The organism is Pontibacillus yanchengensis Y32 (genome assembly GCF_000770635.1).
In the GTDB taxonomy this organism is placed as follows: domain Bacteria; phylum Bacillota; class Bacilli; order Bacillales; family BH030062; genus Pontibacillus; species Pontibacillus yanchengensis.
Genome location: NZ_AVBF01000037.1, coordinates 18,553 through 39,903, shown reverse-complemented (window position 1 = coordinate 39,903; position 21,351 = coordinate 18,553). Strand labels below are relative to the sequence as shown.

Sequence of the window (21,351 nt, the reverse complement as noted above, 5' to 3'; positions counted from 1 at the left end):
AACATCGAACCAACCCACGTCGTGTGGGCCGCAGCATATACGTCGCTAGACGGGCGCTTGCGCTTTTGTTCTATTGTATCAAATTTCCCCTAAATAGGCTTACATCCTACCTAGTACCCCTTACCATAACAATCATTTTACAACTAAATGACAGAAATTTTTGATAACCCCTTGAAACAAGGTACATTTTCATGTAAATTTTAATACATAAAAGCGTAGAAGCATAAAAGTAATAAAGTAATTAAAGGGGGAGAAACAAATGAAAAAGTGGTTGGCACTTATTTTAGTTGTAGGATTAATCTCATTAGTAGGATGCGGAAGCTCTGAATCTGGTAATGCGGAGGCTTCCAATGATAAAGAAAAGCAAAAAGAGACATATAAAATTGGTGTAACACAAATTGTTGAGCATCCATCATTAGATGCAGCACAAAAAGGATTCAAACAAGCATTTAAGGATGAAGGTGTGGAAGCGGAATTTGATGTACAGTTAGCCCAAGGGGATGCGAAGAATAACCAAACCATCGCCAAGAAATTTGCAGGTGACGATGTAGACTTGATTTTTGCAAATTCAACGCCAAGTGCACAGAGTGCTCTAAATGTCACAAACGAAATTCCAATTGTGTTCACTTCTGTAACAGATCCAGTCGGTTCTAGTTTAGTAGAATCAATGGAGAATCCAGGTGGAAATGTAACCGGAACAACGGATACACATCCTGATGCGGTACCAAATACAATCGATTTTATTAAAGATACAGGAGCAAAGAAAGTTGGAATGATTTATAATCCGAGTGAACAAAACTCAGTAGCTCAGGTTAAAAACGTGAAGAAGATTGCTGATGGAAAGCTGGACATAAAAGAAGCCACCGTTACATCTACAGCTGAAGTGAAACAGGCTGCAGAATCGCTGGCTGGAAAAGTAGATGCATTTTACATTATTACAGATAACACTGTCGTGAGTGCGCTTGAGTCTGTTCTTCAAGTAGGACAACAGCAAGACACACCAGTATTCGTAGGAGAGTTAGATTCTGTTAAACGTGGTGGCTTTGCAGCATATGGATTTGATTACTTTGATATTGGTTATGAAGCAGGACAGAAAGCCTTGAAGATTCTTGAAGAAGGAAAGAATCCAGGCGAGATTCCTGTATCTTACCCTCAGAATTTAAAGCTACAAATCAATAAAGATGCCGCTGAAAAAATGGGCGTTGAATTGAAAGAAGAATGGAAGCAAGACGCTGAAGTGATTGAGCCGTAGAGGAGGGAAAGTATGGTTAGTGCATTATTTGGAGCAATGGAATCAGGACTGATTTATGCGATTATGGCGTTAGGAGTTTATCTCACCTTTCGCATACTCGACTTTCCCGACTTAACGGTAGATGGGAGCTTTGTGACTGGAGGAGCCGTTACCTCTGTCATGATTGTAAGTGGGATTTCTCCTGTTCTTGCAACGATTGCAGGTGGAGCGGCTGGTTTCCTAGCAGGATGTGTGACTGGCCTACTTCATACGAAAGGAAAAATCAACTCATTATTAGCGGGGATTCTCATGATGATTGCGCTGTATTCCATCAATCTTCGTATTATGGGACGGCCCAACATCCCCCTTTTAAACGAAACAACAGCATTGAATCAAGGTCGCTCCTTATGGGATGCGATGCAGTTGGATAGCATCATAAGCTCACCGCTCAAAGCAATTGGGCTTTCTTCCTTTTTACCTACGAGCTTTTTCATACTAGTGAGCATTGGTATTGTTGTTATCATCGTAAAAAAAGCACTAGATTGGTTCCTTCACACGGATAATGGTCTTGCGTTAAGAGCTACGGGTGATAACGCGAAAATGGTTAAAAGCTTTTCAGCAAACACAAGCAACTATGTCATTTTCGGCCTTGGCTTATCCAATGCCCTTGTTGCGTTCAGTGGCTCGTTAATTGTTCAGTATAATGGATTCGCTGACGTTGGCTTAGGAATTGGCATGATCATTGTTGGCCTAGCTTCGGTCATTATAGGGGAAGGCATTTTTGGAAAAAAATCTATTGCAAGAACAACCCTCGCCGTAGTGCTTGGAGCCATTGTGTACCGCGTTATTCTAGCTGTTGCGATGCAGTTAGAGTTCGTGAAAGCCAGTGACCTGAAACTTATCACAGCCATTATTGTAACAGGTGCACTCGTATTGCCGAACATGTGGAGCAGCTGGCGTGAGCGTTCGGAACGAATGAAAAAGCAAAAGGCTATGCAGCAAAGTTTAGATGAGGAGAGGAGGAATGAAGTTGCTACAGCTCAAACAGATTGAGAAAGTGTTCTACCAGGGAACACCAGACGAGAAAAAAGCCATCCAAGGACTATCCCTAACCTTGAATGAGGGAGATTTTGTTACCGTCATTGGAAGTAATGGCGCAGGCAAATCGACGCTACTGAATATGGTAGCTGGTGTATTATTTCCTGATGAAGGCATGATTTCAATCGATGACAAAAATGTAACCTTCGTTCCAGAGCATAAAAGAGCTAAGTGGATTGGGCGTGTTTTCCAGGATCCGATGGCTGGCACAGCGCCCAACATGAGCATAGAAGAGAATTTAGCCCTTGCCTTAGGGCGTACGAATAAAAGAGGACTTAGACGAGGTGTAAGCTCCAATCGCAAAAAAGAATTTCAGCAAACGTTAACCGATTTGAATGTAGGCCTAGCCAACCGACTCCACACCAAAGTTGGCTTACTTTCAGGAGGGGAACGTCAAGCGTTATCCTTACTGATGGCTACATTTACAGAGCCGAGATTGCTGCTTCTAGATGAACATACAGCAGCATTAGACCCAGCCAGAGCCGAGCATATTACCAACATTACACAAGATGTTATCCGCGAAAATAACTTAACAACGCTAATGGTCACACATGATATGGAGCAAGCACTTCAAATGGGGAATAGACTTGTGATGATGGATGAAGGACAGATTATTTTTGAGGCAAATGAGGAAGAGAAGAGACAGATGAGCGTTCAGGATTTAGTAGAGAAATTTCAACAGATCAGAGGAAAAGCACTTGCTGATGACAAGACATTGCTTCATAAATAATCATAAAGAGGCTATCCAGATGGGTAGCCTCTTTTCTAATTAGTATCATAATTTCTGGCGCTAAAGTTCTAACTACAGCTCTTACTTAGTTGACCAGTCCCATTACTTGATCGTACACCCTATCTTTATCAAACCCTTCACCCATAGGAAATTTCGCGACTAAATAATTTTTTTCATCGATTAAATAAGCATAGGAAGTATGAACAATATAATCAGTGCCATTGTCTTTAAATAAGAAACGGAATGGGTCAGCTAATTTTTTCGTATCCTCTAATGTACCACTTAGGAAGGTCCAAGCCTTGTCGTTATCAGCATTATATACTTCCATGTATTTTTTGAGGCGTTCAGGTGTATCGTTTTCCGGGTCAATAGTGATACTTAGAAACTCAACTTGATCGCCGTACACGCCATCTTGCTTAAACTGTTCCTTTAAATGCATCATACGTTGTGTCGTTAACGGGCAAACATCAGGGCAAGCTGTGTACATAAATTCTACGATTCGAACCTTTTTATCCATCTCATCGAGATTGTATGTGTCTCCATAGGGTGTTTCCATGCTAACGTCAGTTGGAAGTTGAACCCCTGCATCTCTCCAGAACTCTAAATAACTAACACCTATCCCGATTCCTATTACTAATATAGAGATAAACAAGATATACCATTTTTTTCGCATCATCCGGTCCTCCTAACATCATAAAAAGAAAATGATTTCTTATTTTAATAATACAAGATTTTCCTAGTGAAGGAGCAGGCAATTGGTGAACAACTAATGACAAAAGTATGGCTAAAAATTGAATACTTGTCGGTAATCTTTGTACAATAGAAGTAGCAGAGGAGAGGAATATAAATGAAGAAAGGCATTGTTGGTTATGGTAGCTTTTTGGTTCTTATATGGATATATTTTGGTGTTTTCTACGACTTAGAAACGTACTACGATTCAAGGTATGCAGCATATAGACATGCATATTATTTTACACAGACGACATTTACTTGGTTAGTGTTGTGGGCGCTCATACAGTCTTCCTTTCATCATACATACACTCAAATGTTAGATAGGAAATTTGGCAAAGAATGGGCTCGTTCTTTGGTTTATGGCGCAAGTTTAACATTAGGGTATCAATTGATATCTTTACCATTAGATGTACTTGGATATGGAATGGCTCAATGGGCAGAGGTGAATCATCAGCCAGTTGTTGACTGGATAGGAGAATGGGGAGTTCAATCTTTATTTTTTGTACTCATGATTAGTGGGCTGATTATGGTTGCACGAATATGCATGATGAAATTTCGTCGTTATTGGTGGATAGCGATATGGATGATAGCTCTACCAATTTCTTTGTTTATCTTGTATATTCAACCAGTTTGGATCGATCCAATATTTGAAAATTTTCAGCCTTTGCGGAATACCGCAATCAAGGACGAAATTGTTGATATAGCTGGCGAAGCAGGTATTTCGGAATCAAACATCTATGAAGTGAATATGAGTGAAAAAACATCCACCTTCAACGCTTATGTAACAGGTCTAGGTCCACAAAAACGAATCGTCATTTGGGATACAACATTAGAAAATATGCAGGAAGATGAGGTCTTATTTATCTTAGCGCATGAAATTGCCCATTATGTAAAAAATCATGTGTACTGGGGTGTACTAGGATCACTGTTATTCAGTTTGGTCTTACTAAAAGGACTTGCTATCATCTTCCCGTACGTATTCAACCGTTTTAAAAGACAATGGAATTTGCGCACTATAACAGACTTAAAGACGATTCCACTTTTATTACTTACTACTTCCATATTATTATTTGCTACAGAACCTATGTATTTATGGGTATCCAGGCAAATGGAAATTACAGCTGATCAATACGCAATCGAGCATACAGATTCACTTGACCCTGCTATAGAAGGATACCGATCGCTAGCAATCGAATCTAAAAGTGACGTCAATCCATCTGCATTTGTGAAATGGTTCAGGTATACCCACCCTCCTATACAAGAACGCATTGATATGATGAAAGAAGCGCAGAAAGAAAGGCAATGAAAGATACCTTTTGGATAAAGTTATACAAAAATAATGATAAAACTAAGTGAATATTTACATGTTTTCACTAGCTATTTTCAAAAATATCTCAAAGCCCTTGCTAAACCAAATGGTGGTATTTTGTTCCAATCACGCAAACGCTTGCGGTATACCGCAAATCTTTTTCGGTTACTTTTAATTATGACTATATTAAAATAAATACAAGACAAATTAAGTCCTCCATTTAGTGGAGTGCCTTAAGGAGTCTTGTGTACTTTACACCTCATTGTGTAACGTACATGGTGAATAAGTGTTACCACTTATTCACAGAGTAATTCCCTCACTCAAAAGTTAACCAGTCGTCTCTTTTTTGACCAATGCCCTTGTGGCATTGGTCCTTTTTTTTATTGTTATACCTTCCAAAAAAATCTCTGACACGGACACCTGCCACCCTAGTGATACGAGCTACTTATTGAAAAATGGGGTGCGTCAGCTCAAATATGCCGATATCTTTTCTTTAAGACATTAAAAAAAGCACCTTCCCACCAAGGATTATTGATCCTTCTTAGGAAAAGGTGCTTCGTACGTAATTAAAAATTCATCATCCGTAATATAAAATGTGTAATTTGGTCTATAGGTGATGAGCCCTAGACGTTCGAGCTTAAAATAATTCACTTTATTATAAGGATCTCCATCAATAATAGGTAACTCCTTTGTTTGTTTCATGTATTTATCAATCGCTTGCTGGATGTGGTCCAAATCAAAAGCAAGCTGCTTATCCTTCTCTTCGAAAACTTCGTACGTTTCCTTAGACATATAATAGGTTTCATTAGGGATGGCCTCTAAAAATGGAGAGAGTAACTCATAATTGATGGTGTTATCTTCATTAATAATAGTTTGAAGTTCTACTCCATCAGGGAGGTGAGACGTAAACCGTTGGATAGCTTGGCGAATCTCGAAAATCGATACATCGCGCTTTGGAAGGTCTTTTTTAGACGCTTGAGGTGTATTCTTTTTCTTATCATTTCGTTTTTTTCTTCCCCACATAAACAATCCTCCTCGATTAACGACATATTTCGCAATTTCTTAATTACTTCGATAAAACCACTCAGTTGACCTTCTTGTGTACACAATAATAAGCAAAAAGAGTAGGGTCAGTATTAAAGACGTTTAAAAATATCTTATTTCGCACATTCTAAGAAAAAGTGATAAAAAGGAGAGAGCATGATGATTTATGATCCAGAAACGGACCGAGAACTACAAATCTACACTCCTTTGAATCCGGACTTTGGAATGAGCGATGGTGGATACACTAATCATGTCATTGATGCGGATTTAACATATGAAGCAGAAACCTCAGAAGTAAACGCTGAATAAATTTCTACATTATTAATGGAAATGCTTATTCATAATATATTCCCTTTACAGAAATTAAAAAACTGTATTTTTTGGAGCATTTTTCAATATTGTGAAACGATTTGTGCTACTTTCTTACATGTAGAACTTATTAAGAGAGGATGTTAAACATGTTATGGAAAGAGCACTTTGAGGTTACACCTTTTACACAAGCAGTAGTAGCAGAAAAGGATGAGAACGGAAAAACCGTTTCATTTGTAATGGAGGGTAACGAAGGTTTTTATGTTAATTCAACTCCAAAAAAATTAATTGACCAAGCTTGTAAATATTTCGGTTCTAGTTTAAGAGGAAGACAAGACGGAACGAAGGATGTTAGCGGTATAACACATAAAGCTCCCATAGCAATTGACCCGGTTAGTGGCATGTATTTCTTTCCCACAACATCCCCTCAACATAATAATTGCTCTTGGATTTCACATACGCATATTGATCAGGTGAAACGAGCAAAAGATGATATGAGTACCATTATCGTATTTAAGAATCAAAAAAACGTTAAGCTTCCTATTTCACACGGTTCGCTACTTAACCAGATACAGCGTACAGCTCAATTTCGATATAAACTAACCGAGCGTTTTCATGCTTATCCGAAGCAAGGCAGTTATGATCACGTGGCAGAGCCGTTTGTGCCTTCTACCTAAAATATATAAATTCCTATCAACAGCATGCGCATGTCGCATGCTGTTTTTGACGGGCGCTTGCGCTTTTGTTCTTATCTGTTAAGATCACATCTTAAATGAGATTTGTTTACGAATTGACAGTTAAGTCGAATTATATGAAAGTGTGAAATATATGGAAATATAGAGATGTACTAGAGTTGAGGAGTTCTTTTCACATGTTGTATTTATTAGCTAATAGAAATTTCACCTTTTTTATTGGAGCTAGGTTAGTGCTAGAACTAGCTAAAAAGATTTCTTGGATCGCAATTGCATGGTTTGTGTACCAATTAACTAATTCAGCTTCTGCGATTGGTTTTGTCATTACAGCAGCAACGATTGCACCACTGATATCTAGCGTTTTTGCGGGAGTTGTACTTGATCAATTTAATAGAAAAACGTTAATGGTTGTAGAGAATGGATTAAGAGGTATGTTTCTTTCGCTGATTCCCCTTTTATATTGGGGAGATCTATTGATGTTTTCATCAATCGTTTTCATTATTTTTCTTAATGGGTTTTTATCTGCGTTTACGGATATAGGAAGTACTACCATATTGCCAGCTTTTGTAGCGAAAGAAGAATTAGAAGGTGCGAATGCAATGTTAGCTATTACTGGTCAAACAGGTTATTTGCTAGGACCAGCGATAGGTGGGTTTTTGTCCGGTTTTCTTGGGGCACCCGTTACATTGATTATTACGGTAGGGTTGTTCTTGCTGGCCTCCTTTTTATATCTTCTTATCCCGAGTGAGATATTCCATCAAGATATGACTAAAAACGATCATGCTCTCTCATGGAAAGAAAAAATTTTAAAAATAAAAGAAGATACAAAAGAGGGATTTGCATTTTTGAAAAAACATAGGATACTCATTGTGATTGCAAGTGTAACCTTAGTATTTAATGTTACATACGCACCACTTGAGCCAGTTCTACCAGTCTTTGTAGGTGAAAATCTAAATGGTGGTCCAACCACACTTGGATTGATTTGGACGGTATTTGCGGTTGGTGCATTGATAGGTTCTTTTATTTGGGTGCGTTTGAATGTGGATGTTTACTATTCTTATTCACTCGGAGTTGTAATAAGTCTATGGGGATTAGCACCTGTAATCATGAGTCAGTTTACCAATGAGACGATCATATATTTCATTATGTTCTTCGGAGGAGTGGTATATGCTCCTTATAATATTGTTGAGCCAACCCTGGAGCAGCAACTAGTTCCTAACAAAATCCGTGGGAGAGTGTTAGGGGTATTAGGTATGATTGCAGGTATTGGTTTTCCAGTTGGTACGTTTTTAGGTGGATTATTAGGAGAGGTTATAGGCCCTTCACCTACTATTTTCTTATCGGGGATGTTAACAATCGGATTAGGAGTGATTGTATTTAGGGATAACTCTCTTAGAATCAAACTCAGAGATGTAAATTAAATTTGGTTTAGCTACCTATGTATTCTATCTGCTACAGAGTCAGGTTGATAAAGAAAGAAAAGAAGTAAACACGTGATGCTGGCTTCTTGTTATGCAGAAAGACCGTTTTAGAGTTTAATAAAATCCCTTTTGTAACATCTGAAACAGGACATAATAATGTTAGGATAACCATTGGAAACGAGAACATTAAGTAGTAGAGGTGAAGTATGAGAGCTGTGATTAGTGACTATAGTGAAGAAAATGAACGGTATGTAAGCGTAAGGAATGTACAATGTCCAAAGCTAACGAAAAACGAAGTATTGATTAAAGTAGAATCTGTTAGTTTAAATTTTGCAGATGTTTCCGCAATTAGAGGTGACTATCATTCGCTAGGAGGAGAATATTTTATTCCTGGTTTTGATTGTGCTGGAACCATTGTGGAGGTAGGAGAGAACGTAGAACGATTCTCAATAGGGGATCGAGTTGTTGGGTTTCCAAATGGAGGGGCATTAGCGGATTATGTAAGTGTTGATTGTAATCTTGTTTATAACGTACCAGAAAATGTTTCTTTTGACGATGCCGTAGCCATTTTGAGTATAGGAATAACAGCATACGAATTAGTACACAAGGTTGCTAAGGTAAAAGCGTCTGATAAAGTATTAGTTCATGCAGCTGCTGGAGGTGTTGGTTTAACGTTACTACAATTGCTCCAAAAACAAAATACAACAATTTACGGAACGGTTGGAAATGAAGAGAAAGAAAAATTGATAAAAAAAAGAGGAGTCAATCAAGCTATATTATATAGAAAAGAAGACTTCCAGAAAAAAATAATGGATTTGACGGAAGGAAAAGGTGTAGATATTGTCTTTGATTCTGTGGGAGGTGAAGTTCTGGAGAAAAGTATGAAATGCCTTGCTTCTTATGGGAAGCTGATAACCTATGGCCATGCTTCTGGCACGCCTGGGCAGATTTTATCGACAGATCTTCATTCTACATCTAAATCAGTTTTAGGATATAGCTCTGGTCAGAGACAACATGATTCTCCAGGATCACTTAGAGTGAGTGCAGAGACTGTTTTGACATTATTATCAACCGATGAATTAGACGTGAAAATAAGTGAAAAATTAAATTTAGAGGAAGTTAATAAAGGATTTCAATTGATGGCTGATAGAGGAAATATAGGAAAAATAATTATAAAACTTACTGATTCATAATAAAAAAAGTAGAGAAGGCACCATTACCAATGAGGCTGTCTTTATTTCTTACTGTAACATTTTATCAAAACCACCCTCCCTATATTAGCTCTAGCCTACTTCGTCATAAGGAAGTGGTCTCTCATGATGGATATAATTAGTTTTGAAAAAGAAAAAACTGATTGGATAATAATCCAATCAGTTCTTCAGGGGAAATTCTAATAGATAAAGTGTTCAGAATTATCATAACATTAACGCTTTAAAGCGTAAAGTAAAAGTTGAGATTGGTTTTACATGATAGGGGAATAGTAGATTTTGGGTTTTCTGTTATAGGTTAATAAGAAGAGAGAAGAGTTTATGCTGGATGTATAGAAATGGAATGTTAAGTATATAAAGTGTCCATTCACTTCCAAAACAAGATTATTTTGATAGAGTACTAGAATAAAAAATACAAACACTTCCTACCTATTCCTTATTGATTTGCACGAGCAGAATCGATATAATAAGAACAAATGTTCGCTTTAAGGTGGAGGGATAATCATGAAGAAAGAACACTTAAATGACAGAGGAAATATTAAATGGGCCTCAATGATGCTTCCGGAGCATGTAGAAAAGCTTAAAGAGATGTGGAGAGAAGATGAACGGGTGGAAAAAGGAGACCTTGATGAGCAGCAGGCTGCAGAAATTGATTTTAAATTACAGCTTGCGTTAAAGGATGATTTGACTGTGGGGATTAACTATCATAATGGTTTTGATTATAGCTTCTCAAAAGTAAAACTTCTCTCAATCGCTCATGAGAAGAAAACGTTGTACGTTGTAGATCAAGAAAGTAAGGACAAGGGAGAGGTCAGTTTACACGCTATAAGTGATGTTACGATTATTTAAATTCCACAAATGTCTATTGTAATTGGTTTAGCAATATTACCCTTCAGTAGTAAACATGTTACGATGAGAATATTGGTAATGAATTCCAATCTAGATACGTGTGCTAAAGGATGGGTAATTATGAAGAAAATTATTGGAATCATTCTCGTTATATTAGCTATTATGATAATCGTTTCTATTATAGCGGGCTCCGCAATGTTTAGTTAAGAAGGGAAGTAGCATGTGATTCCACATGCTACTTTTAATTGTTTGAATGTTTCTCCTCCTGAATCATCTCCAAAAGTTGTGCCGCTCTTTCGTCACCGTCATACCATTCATCAATAATTTCTTGGGTGTTTTTCGTAAATACATCGTGGATGAACTTCCCTTCTAAATGTTCATCAGAAGGGGTGATAGAATCTTTCATGGTGGCTTGAATCTTATTATGATTAGCTTGATAAGATTTTAGAGGAGCACCAAGAAGAATTTCTCCTACACGTTGACTATTAAGTTTACTTATTTTCATAGTAAAACACTCCCTTTCGCTTACAAGATACATCTTTCGTTATTATTGTCTTTACAGTTGTATGGATATCCCTATTGTATATATCGACAAAATATCTTATTTTTCGACATATTGCATCTCATTTTTTGTTTTTGTAATTGTACAAAGTAGAGCTACCCCTTCTGAACCCTCCTCTATTCAACCTTTTAATCAAAAGGTGATTTCAAAAATAAATATTTAGGCTCACGCATTGAGTGGTTTTGGTTCTAAGGTCTGTGGGAATTAATGTTCATATATGACGCAATAACACCAGGAGGAAACTGGTATGGGATATAAAGGTAGGATAATCAGTATCACCATCGTACTTTTCTTATATATATATTGGAACGCCTATACGTACATTATCGATGGTTCCCTCCATATGGATGAGCTTAGATTTTGGTTTAGCCTTGCTGTTTCAATTGTCGAAGGTATTATAGGATGGTGGATAGGTAAGCAGTTTGACCGAGTGAAGTTTCTCTCAGAACGTGATTACTTAACAAAGGCCTATAACAGAAGATGGGTATACAAGAAATATGACCGATTCTTCAATAATTTGGATGATACCGATAGAATAAAGGTGACGTTAGTTGATATTAATCAATTTAAATTCATTAACGATCATTATGGACATGAAATTGGTGATAAAGCGATTTGTGAGGTAGCTGAGAGCTTGATAAATAGAGTAGATAAAAGTGGGATTGTAGCAAGATGGGGGGGAGACGAGTTTCTTGTTATTGAAAAGAGGTCAAAAGCTGAGCTCACTGCAGTAGAAGTGGAGAGCTTTCATTTATCATCAGGAATTATGATTACAGCTTCGAAAGGAACCGTTACTTGTGAAAAAATATATTGTACATTAGATGAACTAGTAAGAGAAGCGGATCAAATGATGTACACACAAAAACAAAATTATAAGAAGGAAAGAATGACAAGCCCTCTGAGATGAGGGTTTTTTTATTGTATAGCGAAGTTATAAAATTCAATGCTTGTGTATAACTAAAAAAGTGAAGTGGCCACGTCCAGCTCCAGCGCCCAGCGACTAGCAAACTTCCTGCCTCTCTTTACGATAAGTCAACATCGAATCGCTTGCGCTCTTCGTGTTTCCTTTCGGCCTACACGACGTAGGTTGGTTCGATGTTGCTGCGTGAGGCAGCGGTTTTAATCGAACTTCCACAGAGTTAGGACAGTTTGTACGTCGCTTATCGGGCTCTTGCGCTTTTGTTCTGGGGATTTTTGAATCAACTAGTCAAAATAGCTTTATTCAAGATAAGAAGCATAATCTGGAAGACTTGGATTTGAGATAATTATTGGTTTAGGGGAGGGTCCCCGTTTCCCACCCATCCCTGCTGAAATGTTACAATCAGACTCATCACTGCGTAGGAACCTTTTTTTGACGGACATTTAATCTCTTATTTACTGTAAAAAGCCTCTTTTGGAGAGGGTAACGGACATCTAGTATCTTATTTGTGAAAAAACACCCAACATTAAGGTGATTTAGGCTAAATAGCGTACTGGATGTCCGTTACGAATGCAAAATAGCCTTCAAATCGAAGAATAAGAGACTATATGTCCGCATAGCCTCATTTTTGTGTCATGTAATTAATATTCCTTGTTTCGTGAAAACCAATAATTCAGAATTTCCTACTATAGCCTGGCTATGTTTCCGTTAAGCCACACGAACGCAAAGATGGAACGGGAAATGGCGAGAATCCCGTGGAAAAACGGATGTGTCAAGACCCGCAGGGCGATTTTTGCCCGAGGAGGCTCTGTTAGTAATCAAGGAAGGTCGAGTAAGTTCGCTACATCCTGTAGCAAACTCGACCGACCTCACGTCGTGTGAGGCCACAGGAAAGCGAGCTATTTCCCGGCCCATCTTTTCTCTGATTGAAACCACGGAAACATCTCTCATCCTCAATATATCCCGAATCCTAGTCTTCAACATAATGGAGTTATTATGGAGGAACATAAAACTATTTCATTATTATATCAACAACAAACTTTATCACAGCCATGGAAAAAGTAAGTAGTTTCAATAAGACTCCTATATTTTTTGATTTGCCCCCGCCTAGCTTTTGTCTTATTGAGCAGGTAATAGTTATTTCTTTGTATATGACAATATGACATTTGTCATCTCATCTTATGACAGATGCTTCTAACCATCTCTCTCATTTTTGGATACGATGAAGGTAACACAAAAAGAGGTGATGGAATGCTGGAAATAAATAAAGTAAATAAACGTTTTGGTGAAGAGACTGTTTTACAAGATGTAGATTTCCTTTTACAAAAAGGTGAAAGTGTTCTGTTGTTAGGTCCAAATGGAGCTGGAAAAACGACATTGATTCGCATTATTATGGATTTCTATAGGCCTGATACTGGAAGCGTTGTCTGGCAATCGGGTAAAGGGAATTACAAAGTGGGCGTTGTTTTGCAAGACCCTTCTATTATTGATCGACTAACCGTAAAAGAGATGATTCACTACACCCGTTCTTTACACAAAAACCCTCTATCTTATGAAGAAGTACTTCAATCCTGTGGGCTTGAAAGTCAGGAAAAAGTGAGAACAGAGAATTTAAGTATTGGTCAGAAACGAAGACTCACTTTTTCGTTGGCACTGGTTGGGCAACCTGAACTCTTATTAATGGATGAACCAACAGCAGGAATGGATCTTAGCGCTCGGAAAGCTTTTTATCAAAAGATAGAAAGTTTAAAACAGCAGGGCATTACGATTCTGATGACAACACATTTACTTCATGAAGCCTCTATGCTAGGAGATCGAGTATTGATGTTAGAAAAAGGAATGCTGAAGCAAGATCGGGAGATTGAATCGATAACGGAAGAAAGCAAATGGGTTCGTTTTTCACTGAAGGAAGAAAGTCCTCTTGTTTCAAAAAGATTGGAGAAAATAGGTTTTCAGTATTCTACTATGCAAGGGAAATGGGAAGTGAATACGTCAGATGCTGATTCACTGGTAAGATGGCTAGTGACCGAACAAATTCAGTTTGAAAAACTTGAAATCGAAAAGCAGACCATGGATCATTTTTTTGAAGAAATGTTAGATCAGGAAGGGGATCAAAATGCAAATAGTGTATAATACCAGTAAAATGGAAGTTATCAGAATGTTTCGAAACCGTTACTTTGTGTTTTTTTCCGTACTCATTCCAATATTATTTTATGCTGTATTTACTGCCACGTTTGGGGACAATCTTCCCATAGCAGGGACACAGTGGAAAGCTTATTTTCTTATGTCTATGACGTGTTTTAGTCTCATGAGTGCTTCGGTACAAACGTTTGGAATTCAATTTATTTATGACCAAACGCAGAATTGGATGGACTGGCTATTTACGCAACCGATTAAAAAATGGCAATATTTTCTTGGGCGTTTTGTTTCTCAAATGGTTTTGAATCTTGTTGTTATTGTTGTTCTGTTTACCGCGGCAGGGTTGTGGAAGAACATTGATTTATCATGGTTAAAATGGATACAGCTTACCGCATGGATTTGGGTCGGAATCCTTCCCTTCTTAGCGATGGGTGCTTGGCTCTCCGTTAGTAAAAATGTCGAAACAGCCTCAGGCATTGCAAATATTATCACACTGGGATTGGCACTTACAGGTGGACTTTGGATGCCATTAGAGCAAATGCCAGAATTGATTCAGACGGTAGGTGAATGGATGCCAAGTCATCTATATGCTCAAGGGGCTTGGAGTTTATTAGCTGGGGATTCTATTTCATTGATGACAATAAGTTCGTACACTGGTTATTTTATCGTAATTATAACTGGAGCTTTATTAACGCATCGTGTAGTAAAAAAGGAGTAATGTCAATGAAGTTTCAGATGTTTCCTGAGAAATATGGTTGGGGACCTTTACTATGGATGATTTATCTAGTATTCCCTCTCCTGTTTTTAATCGGGATGGATGGCATAAAGGGTCTTCTCGGTCTTGCTTTGTTCTCTTTGTTTATATTTGTTTACCGGGATTCGTATTGGAACGAACATCATGTTCCCTATAATATTTTGTTGATGACGACGATTGTTGTGATTTTTGTTTTTGTTTATCATGAAGGATTTTTGTACATGGGGCTCTATAACATCAACGCTTTCATGTTAGTCCAGAGACGTTGGATATATTGGTCGGGATATGGTTTGCAAATCTTGTTAGTTGCCAGCATACTATCTTTCCACTTCATGGGGCTTTATGTAGTTGATATCTCCTATATTGGTGCTGCTATTTTGATGATTATTGTTATACCAATTATTTCAGCTTATCAAATAAGGTGGGAGCAGACGAAAGAGGAATTGCAGGAAGCCCATCATCGTATAGATGAGCTAGTCAAACATCAAGAAAGAGAACGAATAGCCAGGGATCTTCATGATACGGTAGGTCAAACATTATCTATGATTACCTTGAAAAGTGAAATTGCACAGAGGTTAATTCAAAAAGATACTGGTCGAGCAGAGGAAGAAATAAATGAAATTCATGATATTTCTAGAACTGTTCTTCAACAAATCCGGGAGATTGTTACGGACTTGAAGCATCTTTCTTACAATGAAGAAGTGAAGCAAGCGAAAGAAGTGCTTGATCAAGTGGGGATAGAAGCGATATATAAAGGGGAGGAGAAGGTAAAAAATCTGAACCAATTATATGAAAATATTCTAGCCTACTGTTTGAAAGAGTGTACAACCAATATCCTTCGTCATAGTGGAGCTACAACTTGTTTAATAGAAAAACGAGAAAGTGAAAAGGATATTCAATTATTAATCGAGGACGATGGAGTTGGGTTACAGGATGGTTTTCAAAAAAGTAATGGATTAGCGGGGATGGAGGAACGCCTGCATATGATTAGTGGAAGTCTAACAATAGATGACGCTGAAATGGGTGGATGTCATATCCGTATTACAGTTCCGAAAGTACAAGGTGATAGTCAAGAACAAGAAGGTGAAATGGTCGTATGATTTCTATTTTATTAGCTGAGGATCAAAACATGTTAAGAGGGGCGTTAAGCACACTTTTAGCGATGGAAGATGATTTTGAGGTAGTTCAAGAAGTAAGCAATGGGGAGGAAGCATGGGAAGCAATTCAAAACAGCCCTCCTGATATCACGCTACTTGATATAGAGATGCCTACGTTAACCGGGCTTGAAGTTTTGAAAAAAATAAGAGAAGCCAAACTTCCCATAAAGGTAATCATTCTTACTACATTTTCAAAACGTCACTACATAAAAGATGCGATGAAGCATGAGGTGGATGGGTATCTATTAAAAGACACTCCAAGTCATGAACTAGCTTCCAACATACGAGAGGTAATCGAAAAAAATAAACAGGTGATCAGCCCATCCATCATGAATCAACTCTTATTTGAACAATCAAATCCTTTATCAGAACGAGAGGTTGCTTTATTACAGTTGGTGGAAAAAGGCTATACATCTCAACAAATCGCAGATACGTTATTTTTATCACACGGAACAGTGCGAAATTATACCTCAGAAATCTTGCAGAAATTGCAAAAACAGAATCGAACGGAAGCCGCTTTCTATGCAAGGCAGCAAGGGTGGCTTTAGTCAGATTCTAAAAAGTAAAGAAAATTAAGGGCTGGTTATGATAACCAGCTCTATTTTTTTGCGAGAGACAACGACTATAGTATGTTATGTTAAGGGGAGACAAAGAACAAGAGGAGATGATTGGGGCTATGATTTCTGAGTTACTACAAAGTGATTTTCATAGATGTAATAATTTGATCAATAAGGAAGGGCAAGCGGAAGTGAAAGCAATCATTGAAGGGAATAATGCTGGGCGTATTTTTGTAGACAATCGTTTATCACCTACCTCTGGTTTAATTTGGCTAGGAAATCACGATGGGTTCTTTTTTATTGGTGATGCCTCCAATCAGAAATTTAATGAGGAAATTAATGATTTTATAGAGAGGACCATTTTTCCAGAGGCAAGAAAATTAAAGCTGGAGTCATTTGAAGTAATGGGCAACCATAGTCAATGGAATGAAATCATAGAACAAGTATTTGCTAATCGAGAGCTCGGTAGTTGGAAACAAAACGTGTTTAAGCTTTACAAAGAAGATTATCTAAAGGAGAAAGAACCTAGCTTAGAGAAAGGGTATGAAGTAAAGCAAATTACAAAAGAACTTTGTGATTCAGATGATTTTAATAACATTGAGTTTGTACATAAAAAGGTATTAGAGTTTTGGGCAGATATTGATACATTTTTAAGGAAAGGTATTGGGTATTGTGTGGTCTATGAATATGATCAAACCATTGTAAGTGTTTGCTTTACTGGATTTATAGCAGAAGATGTTCATGTCGTTGATATAGAAACCCACAAACATCATCAAGGTAAAAAACTAGGACAAAGGGTGGCGCATTCGTATGTGAAAGAGTGTATAGAGAGAAAAGTCACCCCTTACTGGGACTGCATGGAGGAGAATCATCCCTCTCGAGCTATCGCAGAGCGGATAGGCTTCACTCGTGAATTCACTTATAAAGGATATGAGTTTGGGATTTAAGTTACAGTGCCCCCTAAAAAGGGGGGGATAACATGGAAGCCCTAGAAAATGTTTACCTAATTTGAACATACCCATCAAGATTGTCTACTTTTTTGAAAGTAAAGAGTGCATAAATCTCTGGTACTCATATTTCTACCCCCCCAAAAAAAGACTTGTTATAGCAATTCCTATATCAGTCACGGCTAGGCTTCACTTAAGTCTCTCAGTTGTGAGCATTTTTATTCAGCTGAAGCCAGATGGTGATGATTTGCCTGCATACCTTTCCTCATCAGTTCATAAATGATCGTTTCTACATTTTTTCGAATTGCTGGATTGAAGTAATTTCGTTTTTCTTCATAGCCATTACACGTAAACAAATAAGAAGAAAAGGATTCATTTTTATTTAAATAGATGACATCTAGTTTTTTGTTTTTCATAACTTCTTTTAAGTATTTTCGTTCTGCTTTCCCCTTATGCTCCATTTTTCTAAGAAGCTCTAAGTAGGGTTCTTTGATTTTAAAGGTACCGTTTTCGATTGTATGAATGTCCTGAGCGATCACAATTAGAGCCATCGATAAAAATAGATATCGTGATGCGAGTTCTCGGTCCTCTTCTTTGAGATAACGCATGATGTTCCCTCCTGTATAATCGAACACATGTTCTATTATACCCTATGTATATGTAAAAACAAACATCATAATGATGAATTCCATCATTTTATTTTAAGCGTAAAGAAAGTATAAGTTTCTGGCGCATACATGTCTAGCTCCAGCGCCCAGCGACTAGCAAACTTCCTGCTCCTCCTTACGATAAGTCAACATCGAATCGCTACCGCTCTTCGTGTTTCCTTTATCTCCAAATGATTTATAGGATGTTCGATTAAGATCGCTGCATCGTGCAGCAACATCGAACCAACCCACGTCGTGTGGGCAGCAGTTTGTACGTCGCTAGACGGGCGCTTGCGCTTTTCTTTAAGCGTAGATTTTATCAGTTTGGGGGGATAGGTGGAATAAGTATAACTCTAGGCATAAGGGAAGGTTTTGAATTAGAATAAAAGAGTAATACTGGTTACCAACGGGAAGTAGATGTGTGGATTATAAATTAGGAGCTTACATATGGACAAAATCCAAAATTTAGACTTCGAATCACTTAAGAAAATGATTGAAGACGATACATTTGATGATTTTATCATGCAGCTGTTGAATCAATATGAGCAGCTAGGTCCTTTGCCAGGAATACTATTACCACTATTTGAAGCGATTTTTCCTTTCCTGCCTTTGTTTATTTTTGTAATAGGTAATTCGATTGCGTATGGCTTACTTAAAGGGTTTCTTTATTCTTGGATTGGAGCATCCTTAGGAGCCTTGATTGTGTTTAGGGTAATTCGCCGTCTCGGTCAACAGCGTTTTTTTCAGTTTGTTCGAAAACATAAACAAGTACAGCGGGTTATGCAATGGTTAGAGAGACACGGGTTTGGCCCATTGTTTTTGTTAATGTGCTTTCCGTTTTCACCATCTGCAATTATTAACGTAGTTGGCGCGTTGTCTAAAGTTAGCTTTCAGCAATTTGCGTTGGCAGTATTTTTAGGGAAAGCTGTCATGATTTTTACTATTGCCTATGTAGGTCACAGTATAACGGAGTTTGCTCAGAATCCTATTAAAACCATCATTGTTGGAATTTGTATTGCTGTATTTTGGATAATCGGAAAGTTTATAGAACGTCGATTGCAGAAGAAGTCCCAGGAGAAAGAACAGGAAAAAACAAGTGCAAACGATTAAATATAAATTAATCCGGGTAAGATGTTTATAGCACACACCTGGAGGAGTAAATCCATGAATAGGAACAACATATGGAAATGGGTAAGGACGATTTTGTTTGCGATTGTACTTGCCATGGCGTTTAGAACGTTTTTATTTGCAAGTTATATCGTTGATGGAAAATCGATGGAACCTACTTTGTTTGATGGAAACTTACTTATGGTTAATAAAGTAGTTTATGATTGGACAGATGTTCACCATGAAGATGTCATTGTATTTCACGCTAACAAAAAAGAGGACTATGTGAAGCGTGTAATTGGGTTGCCTGGTGATCGAATTGAATATAAAGATGATATGCTCTACTTAAACGGACAGAAAGTTGATGAGAAGTACTTAGATCCATTCCGTCAAAATGATGGAAAACCTCTAACAGAATCTTTTACTCTTGAAGATGCAACAGATAGAAAAGAGGTTCCAGAAGGGCACGTGTTTGTATTAGGAGATAACCGAAGAGAATCACTAGATAGTCGTTATTTTGGTTTTGTGCCGATTGAGACCATTGTCGGAAAAGTAGATGTGCGATACTGGCCTATTTCTCAGCTCGCCCTAACCTTTTAACGAAGAAATCCTTGCCACTTTTACGTTGTGGAAGGATTTTTTATTTGACTTATAATGTGAACTAGGATATTCACTTATTTCGAATCTCCCCGCTAATCTGTTTCATTCTCTTCCGCTGATACGATTCCACAAATATCGAAGGTTTTTGGATAGTTAAACTTAATAAGGATAGGGAAGCAAACAGGAGTGCCACAATAACAAGAACGGTCTCGAATGGAACCCAAGCTGCTACAATGCTTCCGATGCTCGCTCCTGTCAGAAGTGTAAACGAATAAATGGATACAGCACTTGCTCTAGCGTGGGAAGCGAATTGGCCAATTAGTAGAATGACCATCGGAATGGTCAATGTAGTTGAAGCGATTAGCAAAATAGATGCCACAAGCAATGTCCATATATTTATAGTGAACAACGGGATAGATATTCCTAACGTCATAAGCATGAGAAATAGACATAAAACCAGTCTTGCTCCGAATCGTTTCTGCAAAGGTCCAGCAAAGAAAGCTGGAATAATTCCTGCTAATCCAATAAATCGAAACGTTTGAAGCGAAAAAGGAATGCTCATGCTTACTTCGTACATATATAGCTCAAAACTTCCGTAAAACAACATGACTGCCATTAGTAAGAAAAAGGCAATTGCATAAAGTTTCTGTAAGGGTCTGCACTGAAAAAATGATAAAATAGGGGACAGGGCAAATACAATTTTTTTCTTCTTTTTAGTAGAAGTATATAGCGATATACTCATGGCCAGAAAGCATAGAAAATAGATGAAAGAAAACCCAAAAAAAACAGCCTTATACGAATCACCAACGTCGGTAAGAGCAACTGATAGAATCTGACCGAAAATACCAGCAAATAAGAAACCAGTATTAATCATTGCGATGACGAAAGCTTGTTGCTGGCCTTGGAAATGTTCAAATGTGTAAGCGAAGGCGGTGGGAGCAAAGCTTGCAGCCATTACACCTTGAATAGCTCTCATACCAAGGAAAACCCAAAACGTTGGTGCGTAACCAATCAACATGGAAATGATAACTAAACTAATCATCCCAAAGACTAATAATCGTTTATGAGGAATTTGGTCAGCTAGTATTCCAAAAAAGAACAATCCCAAGGCATATGGAAAGATAAAAAACGTACTGGCTAAAGAGGCTGTAGTAATGGATATATCAAAATGCTCTGCTAGCTGAGGTTGAAGCGGCAGCATCGTATATAGGTTACTGGCAATGAAAATCCCTGTTATCACAAGGGCTAAAGCCATCCACGTTTGCCTGTGCATGAGACCACTCCTTCTAGAATACGTAGTGGTTACTCTATGCAAATAATACATAAATGGTTCATAAAG

The 21,351-nt window shown here is 37.8% G+C and carries 23 protein-coding genes; 18 read left to right on the top strand and 5 right to left on the bottom strand.

The window, feature by feature from the left end; all coding sequences use genetic code 11:
* Positions 1 to 259 precede the first annotated feature (259 nt).
* The 3 genes from N782_RS13360 to N782_RS13350 are packed head-to-tail and all read left to right on the top strand — an operon-like array spanning position 260 to position 3,059.
* Complete coding sequence (locus tag N782_RS13360) at positions 260 to 1,252, top strand: ABC transporter substrate-binding protein (RefSeq protein WP_036820934.1); 993 nt, start codon at positions 260 to 262, stop codon at positions 1,250 to 1,252.
* A gap of 12 nt (positions 1,253 to 1,264) precedes the next feature.
* Positions 1,265 to 2,284, top strand: coding sequence for an ABC transporter permease (locus N782_RS13355; protein WP_036820931.1), 1,020 nt, complete (start codon positions 1,265 to 1,267; stop codon positions 2,282 to 2,284).
* Positions 2,262 to 3,059: an ABC transporter ATP-binding protein gene (locus N782_RS13350; protein ID WP_036820928.1), complete on the top strand. Its 798-nt coding sequence runs from the start codon at positions 2,262 to 2,264 to the stop codon at positions 3,057 to 3,059. Before N782_RS13355 ends, N782_RS13350 begins: the two co-directional genes overlap by 23 nt.
* A gap of 85 nt (positions 3,060 to 3,144) precedes the next feature.
* Here the strand turns inward: N782_RS13350 and N782_RS13345 are convergent, their stop codons facing one another.
* A complete protein-coding gene (locus N782_RS13345) occupies positions 3,145 to 3,732 on the bottom strand; it encodes an SCO family protein (protein WP_036820925.1) in 588 nt (195 codons plus the stop codon).
* Between the two features lie 174 nt (positions 3,733 to 3,906).
* Between N782_RS13345 and N782_RS13340 the strand changes: the two genes are divergently transcribed.
* Positions 3,907 to 5,097 carry a M48 family metallopeptidase gene (locus tag N782_RS13340; RefSeq protein WP_052111338.1) on the top strand — a complete coding sequence of 397 codons (1,191 nt, stop codon included), beginning with the start codon at positions 3,907 to 3,909 and terminating at the stop codon, positions 5,095 to 5,097.
* Between the two features lie 531 nt (positions 5,098 to 5,628).
* Here the strand turns inward: N782_RS13340 and N782_RS13335 are convergent.
* A complete protein-coding gene (locus N782_RS13335) occupies positions 5,629 to 6,123 on the bottom strand; it encodes a DUF3939 domain-containing protein (RefSeq protein ID WP_036820923.1) in 495 nt (164 codons plus the stop codon).
* Between the two features lie 180 nt (positions 6,124 to 6,303).
* Here N782_RS13335 and N782_RS21565 point away from each other — a divergent pair, with 180 nt between their 5' ends.
* The 6 genes from N782_RS21565 (at position 6,304) to N782_RS21980 (ending at position 10,830) form a co-directional block, all read left to right on the top strand.
* Complete coding sequence (locus tag N782_RS21565) at positions 6,304 to 6,453, top strand: hypothetical protein (protein WP_237582660.1); 150 nt, start codon at positions 6,304 to 6,306, stop codon at positions 6,451 to 6,453.
* 149 nt (positions 6,454 to 6,602) lie between these two features.
* Positions 6,603 to 7,130 (top strand): competence protein ComK, encoded by a 528-nt coding sequence (locus N782_RS13330; protein WP_237582659.1) that lies wholly within the window; start codon positions 6,603 to 6,605, stop codon positions 7,128 to 7,130.
* Positions 7,131 to 7,324: 194 nt separating this feature from the next.
* Complete coding sequence (locus N782_RS13325; RefSeq protein WP_036820918.1) at positions 7,325 to 8,566, top strand: MFS transporter; 1,242 nt, start codon at positions 7,325 to 7,327, stop codon at positions 8,564 to 8,566.
* Between the two features lie 206 nt (positions 8,567 to 8,772).
* Positions 8,773 to 9,759, top strand: a complete 987-nt coding sequence (locus N782_RS13320; RefSeq protein ID WP_036820916.1) for a quinone oxidoreductase family protein — start codon at positions 8,773 to 8,775, stop codon at positions 9,757 to 9,759.
* Between the two features lie 519 nt (positions 9,760 to 10,278).
* A complete protein-coding gene (locus tag N782_RS20765) occupies positions 10,279 to 10,623 on the top strand; it encodes a YolD-like family protein (protein ID WP_052111337.1) in 345 nt (114 codons plus the stop codon).
* A gap of 9 nt (positions 10,624 to 10,632) precedes the next feature.
* Positions 10,633 to 10,830: a hypothetical protein gene (locus tag N782_RS21980; protein ID WP_237582658.1), complete on the top strand. Its 198-nt coding sequence runs from the start codon at positions 10,633 to 10,635 to the stop codon at positions 10,828 to 10,830.
* A 34-nt stretch (positions 10,831 to 10,864) separates the two neighbouring features.
* Here N782_RS21980 and N782_RS13310 read toward each other — a convergent pair whose 3' ends face one another.
* Entirely contained in the window at positions 10,865 to 11,128 is a 264-nt protein-coding gene (locus N782_RS13310; RefSeq protein ID WP_036820913.1) for a hypothetical protein, read from the bottom strand.
* Positions 11,129 to 11,432: 304 nt separating this feature from the next.
* Between N782_RS13310 and N782_RS13305 the strand changes: the two genes are divergently transcribed.
* The 6 genes from N782_RS13305 (at position 11,433) to N782_RS13280 (ending at position 17,658) form a co-directional block, all read left to right on the top strand.
* Positions 11,433 to 12,092, top strand: a complete 660-nt coding sequence (locus N782_RS13305) for a GGDEF domain-containing protein (protein ID WP_036820910.1) — start codon at positions 11,433 to 11,435, stop codon at positions 12,090 to 12,092.
* A gap of 1,200 nt (positions 12,093 to 13,292) precedes the next feature.
* Positions 13,293 to 14,237, top strand: a complete 945-nt coding sequence (locus N782_RS13300; RefSeq protein WP_237582657.1) for an ABC transporter ATP-binding protein — start codon at positions 13,293 to 13,295, stop codon at positions 14,235 to 14,237.
* Positions 14,221 to 14,961 carry an ABC transporter permease gene (locus tag N782_RS13295; RefSeq protein WP_036820904.1) on the top strand — a complete coding sequence of 247 codons (741 nt, stop codon included), beginning with the start codon at positions 14,221 to 14,223 and terminating at the stop codon, positions 14,959 to 14,961. Before N782_RS13300 ends, N782_RS13295 begins: the two co-directional genes overlap by 17 nt.
* Before the next feature lie 5 nt (positions 14,962 to 14,966).
* Positions 14,967 to 16,097, top strand: a complete 1,131-nt coding sequence (locus N782_RS13290; protein WP_052111336.1) for an ATP-binding protein — start codon at positions 14,967 to 14,969, stop codon at positions 16,095 to 16,097.
* Positions 16,094 to 16,702 carry a response regulator transcription factor gene (locus N782_RS13285; protein ID WP_036820902.1) on the top strand — a complete coding sequence of 203 codons (609 nt, stop codon included), beginning with the start codon at positions 16,094 to 16,096 and terminating at the stop codon, positions 16,700 to 16,702. Before N782_RS13290 ends, N782_RS13285 begins: the two co-directional genes overlap by 4 nt.
* Positions 16,703 to 16,830: 128 nt before the next feature.
* Positions 16,831 to 17,658 carry a GNAT family N-acetyltransferase gene (locus N782_RS13280; RefSeq protein ID WP_036820900.1) on the top strand — a complete coding sequence of 276 codons (828 nt, stop codon included), beginning with the start codon at positions 16,831 to 16,833 and terminating at the stop codon, positions 17,656 to 17,658.
* Between the two features lie 218 nt (positions 17,659 to 17,876).
* Here the strand turns inward: N782_RS13280 and N782_RS13275 are convergent, their stop codons facing one another.
* Complete coding sequence (locus N782_RS13275; protein WP_036820897.1) at positions 17,877 to 18,266, bottom strand: YhjD family protein; 390 nt, start codon at positions 18,264 to 18,266, stop codon at positions 17,877 to 17,879.
* Between the two features lie 486 nt (positions 18,267 to 18,752).
* Between N782_RS13275 and N782_RS13270 the strand changes: the two genes are divergently transcribed.
* Together N782_RS13270 and lepB are read left to right on the top strand one after the other, a co-directional pair.
* Entirely contained in the window at positions 18,753 to 19,415 is a 663-nt protein-coding gene (locus N782_RS13270) for a TVP38/TMEM64 family protein (RefSeq protein ID WP_036820894.1), read from the top strand.
* Between the two features lie 21 nt (positions 19,416 to 19,436).
* Positions 19,437 to 20,012 carry a signal peptidase I gene (gene lepB, locus N782_RS13265; RefSeq protein ID WP_036820892.1) on the top strand — a complete coding sequence of 192 codons (576 nt, stop codon included), beginning with the start codon at positions 19,437 to 19,439 and terminating at the stop codon, positions 20,010 to 20,012.
* Positions 20,013 to 20,082: 70 nt separating this feature from the next.
* On the opposite strand, the gene N782_RS13260 is transcribed toward lepB, so the two are convergent.
* Positions 20,083 to 21,285 (bottom strand): MFS transporter, encoded by a 1,203-nt coding sequence (locus N782_RS13260; RefSeq protein WP_036820889.1) that lies wholly within the window; start codon positions 21,283 to 21,285, stop codon positions 20,083 to 20,085.
* Positions 21,286 to 21,351 lie beyond the last annotated feature (66 nt).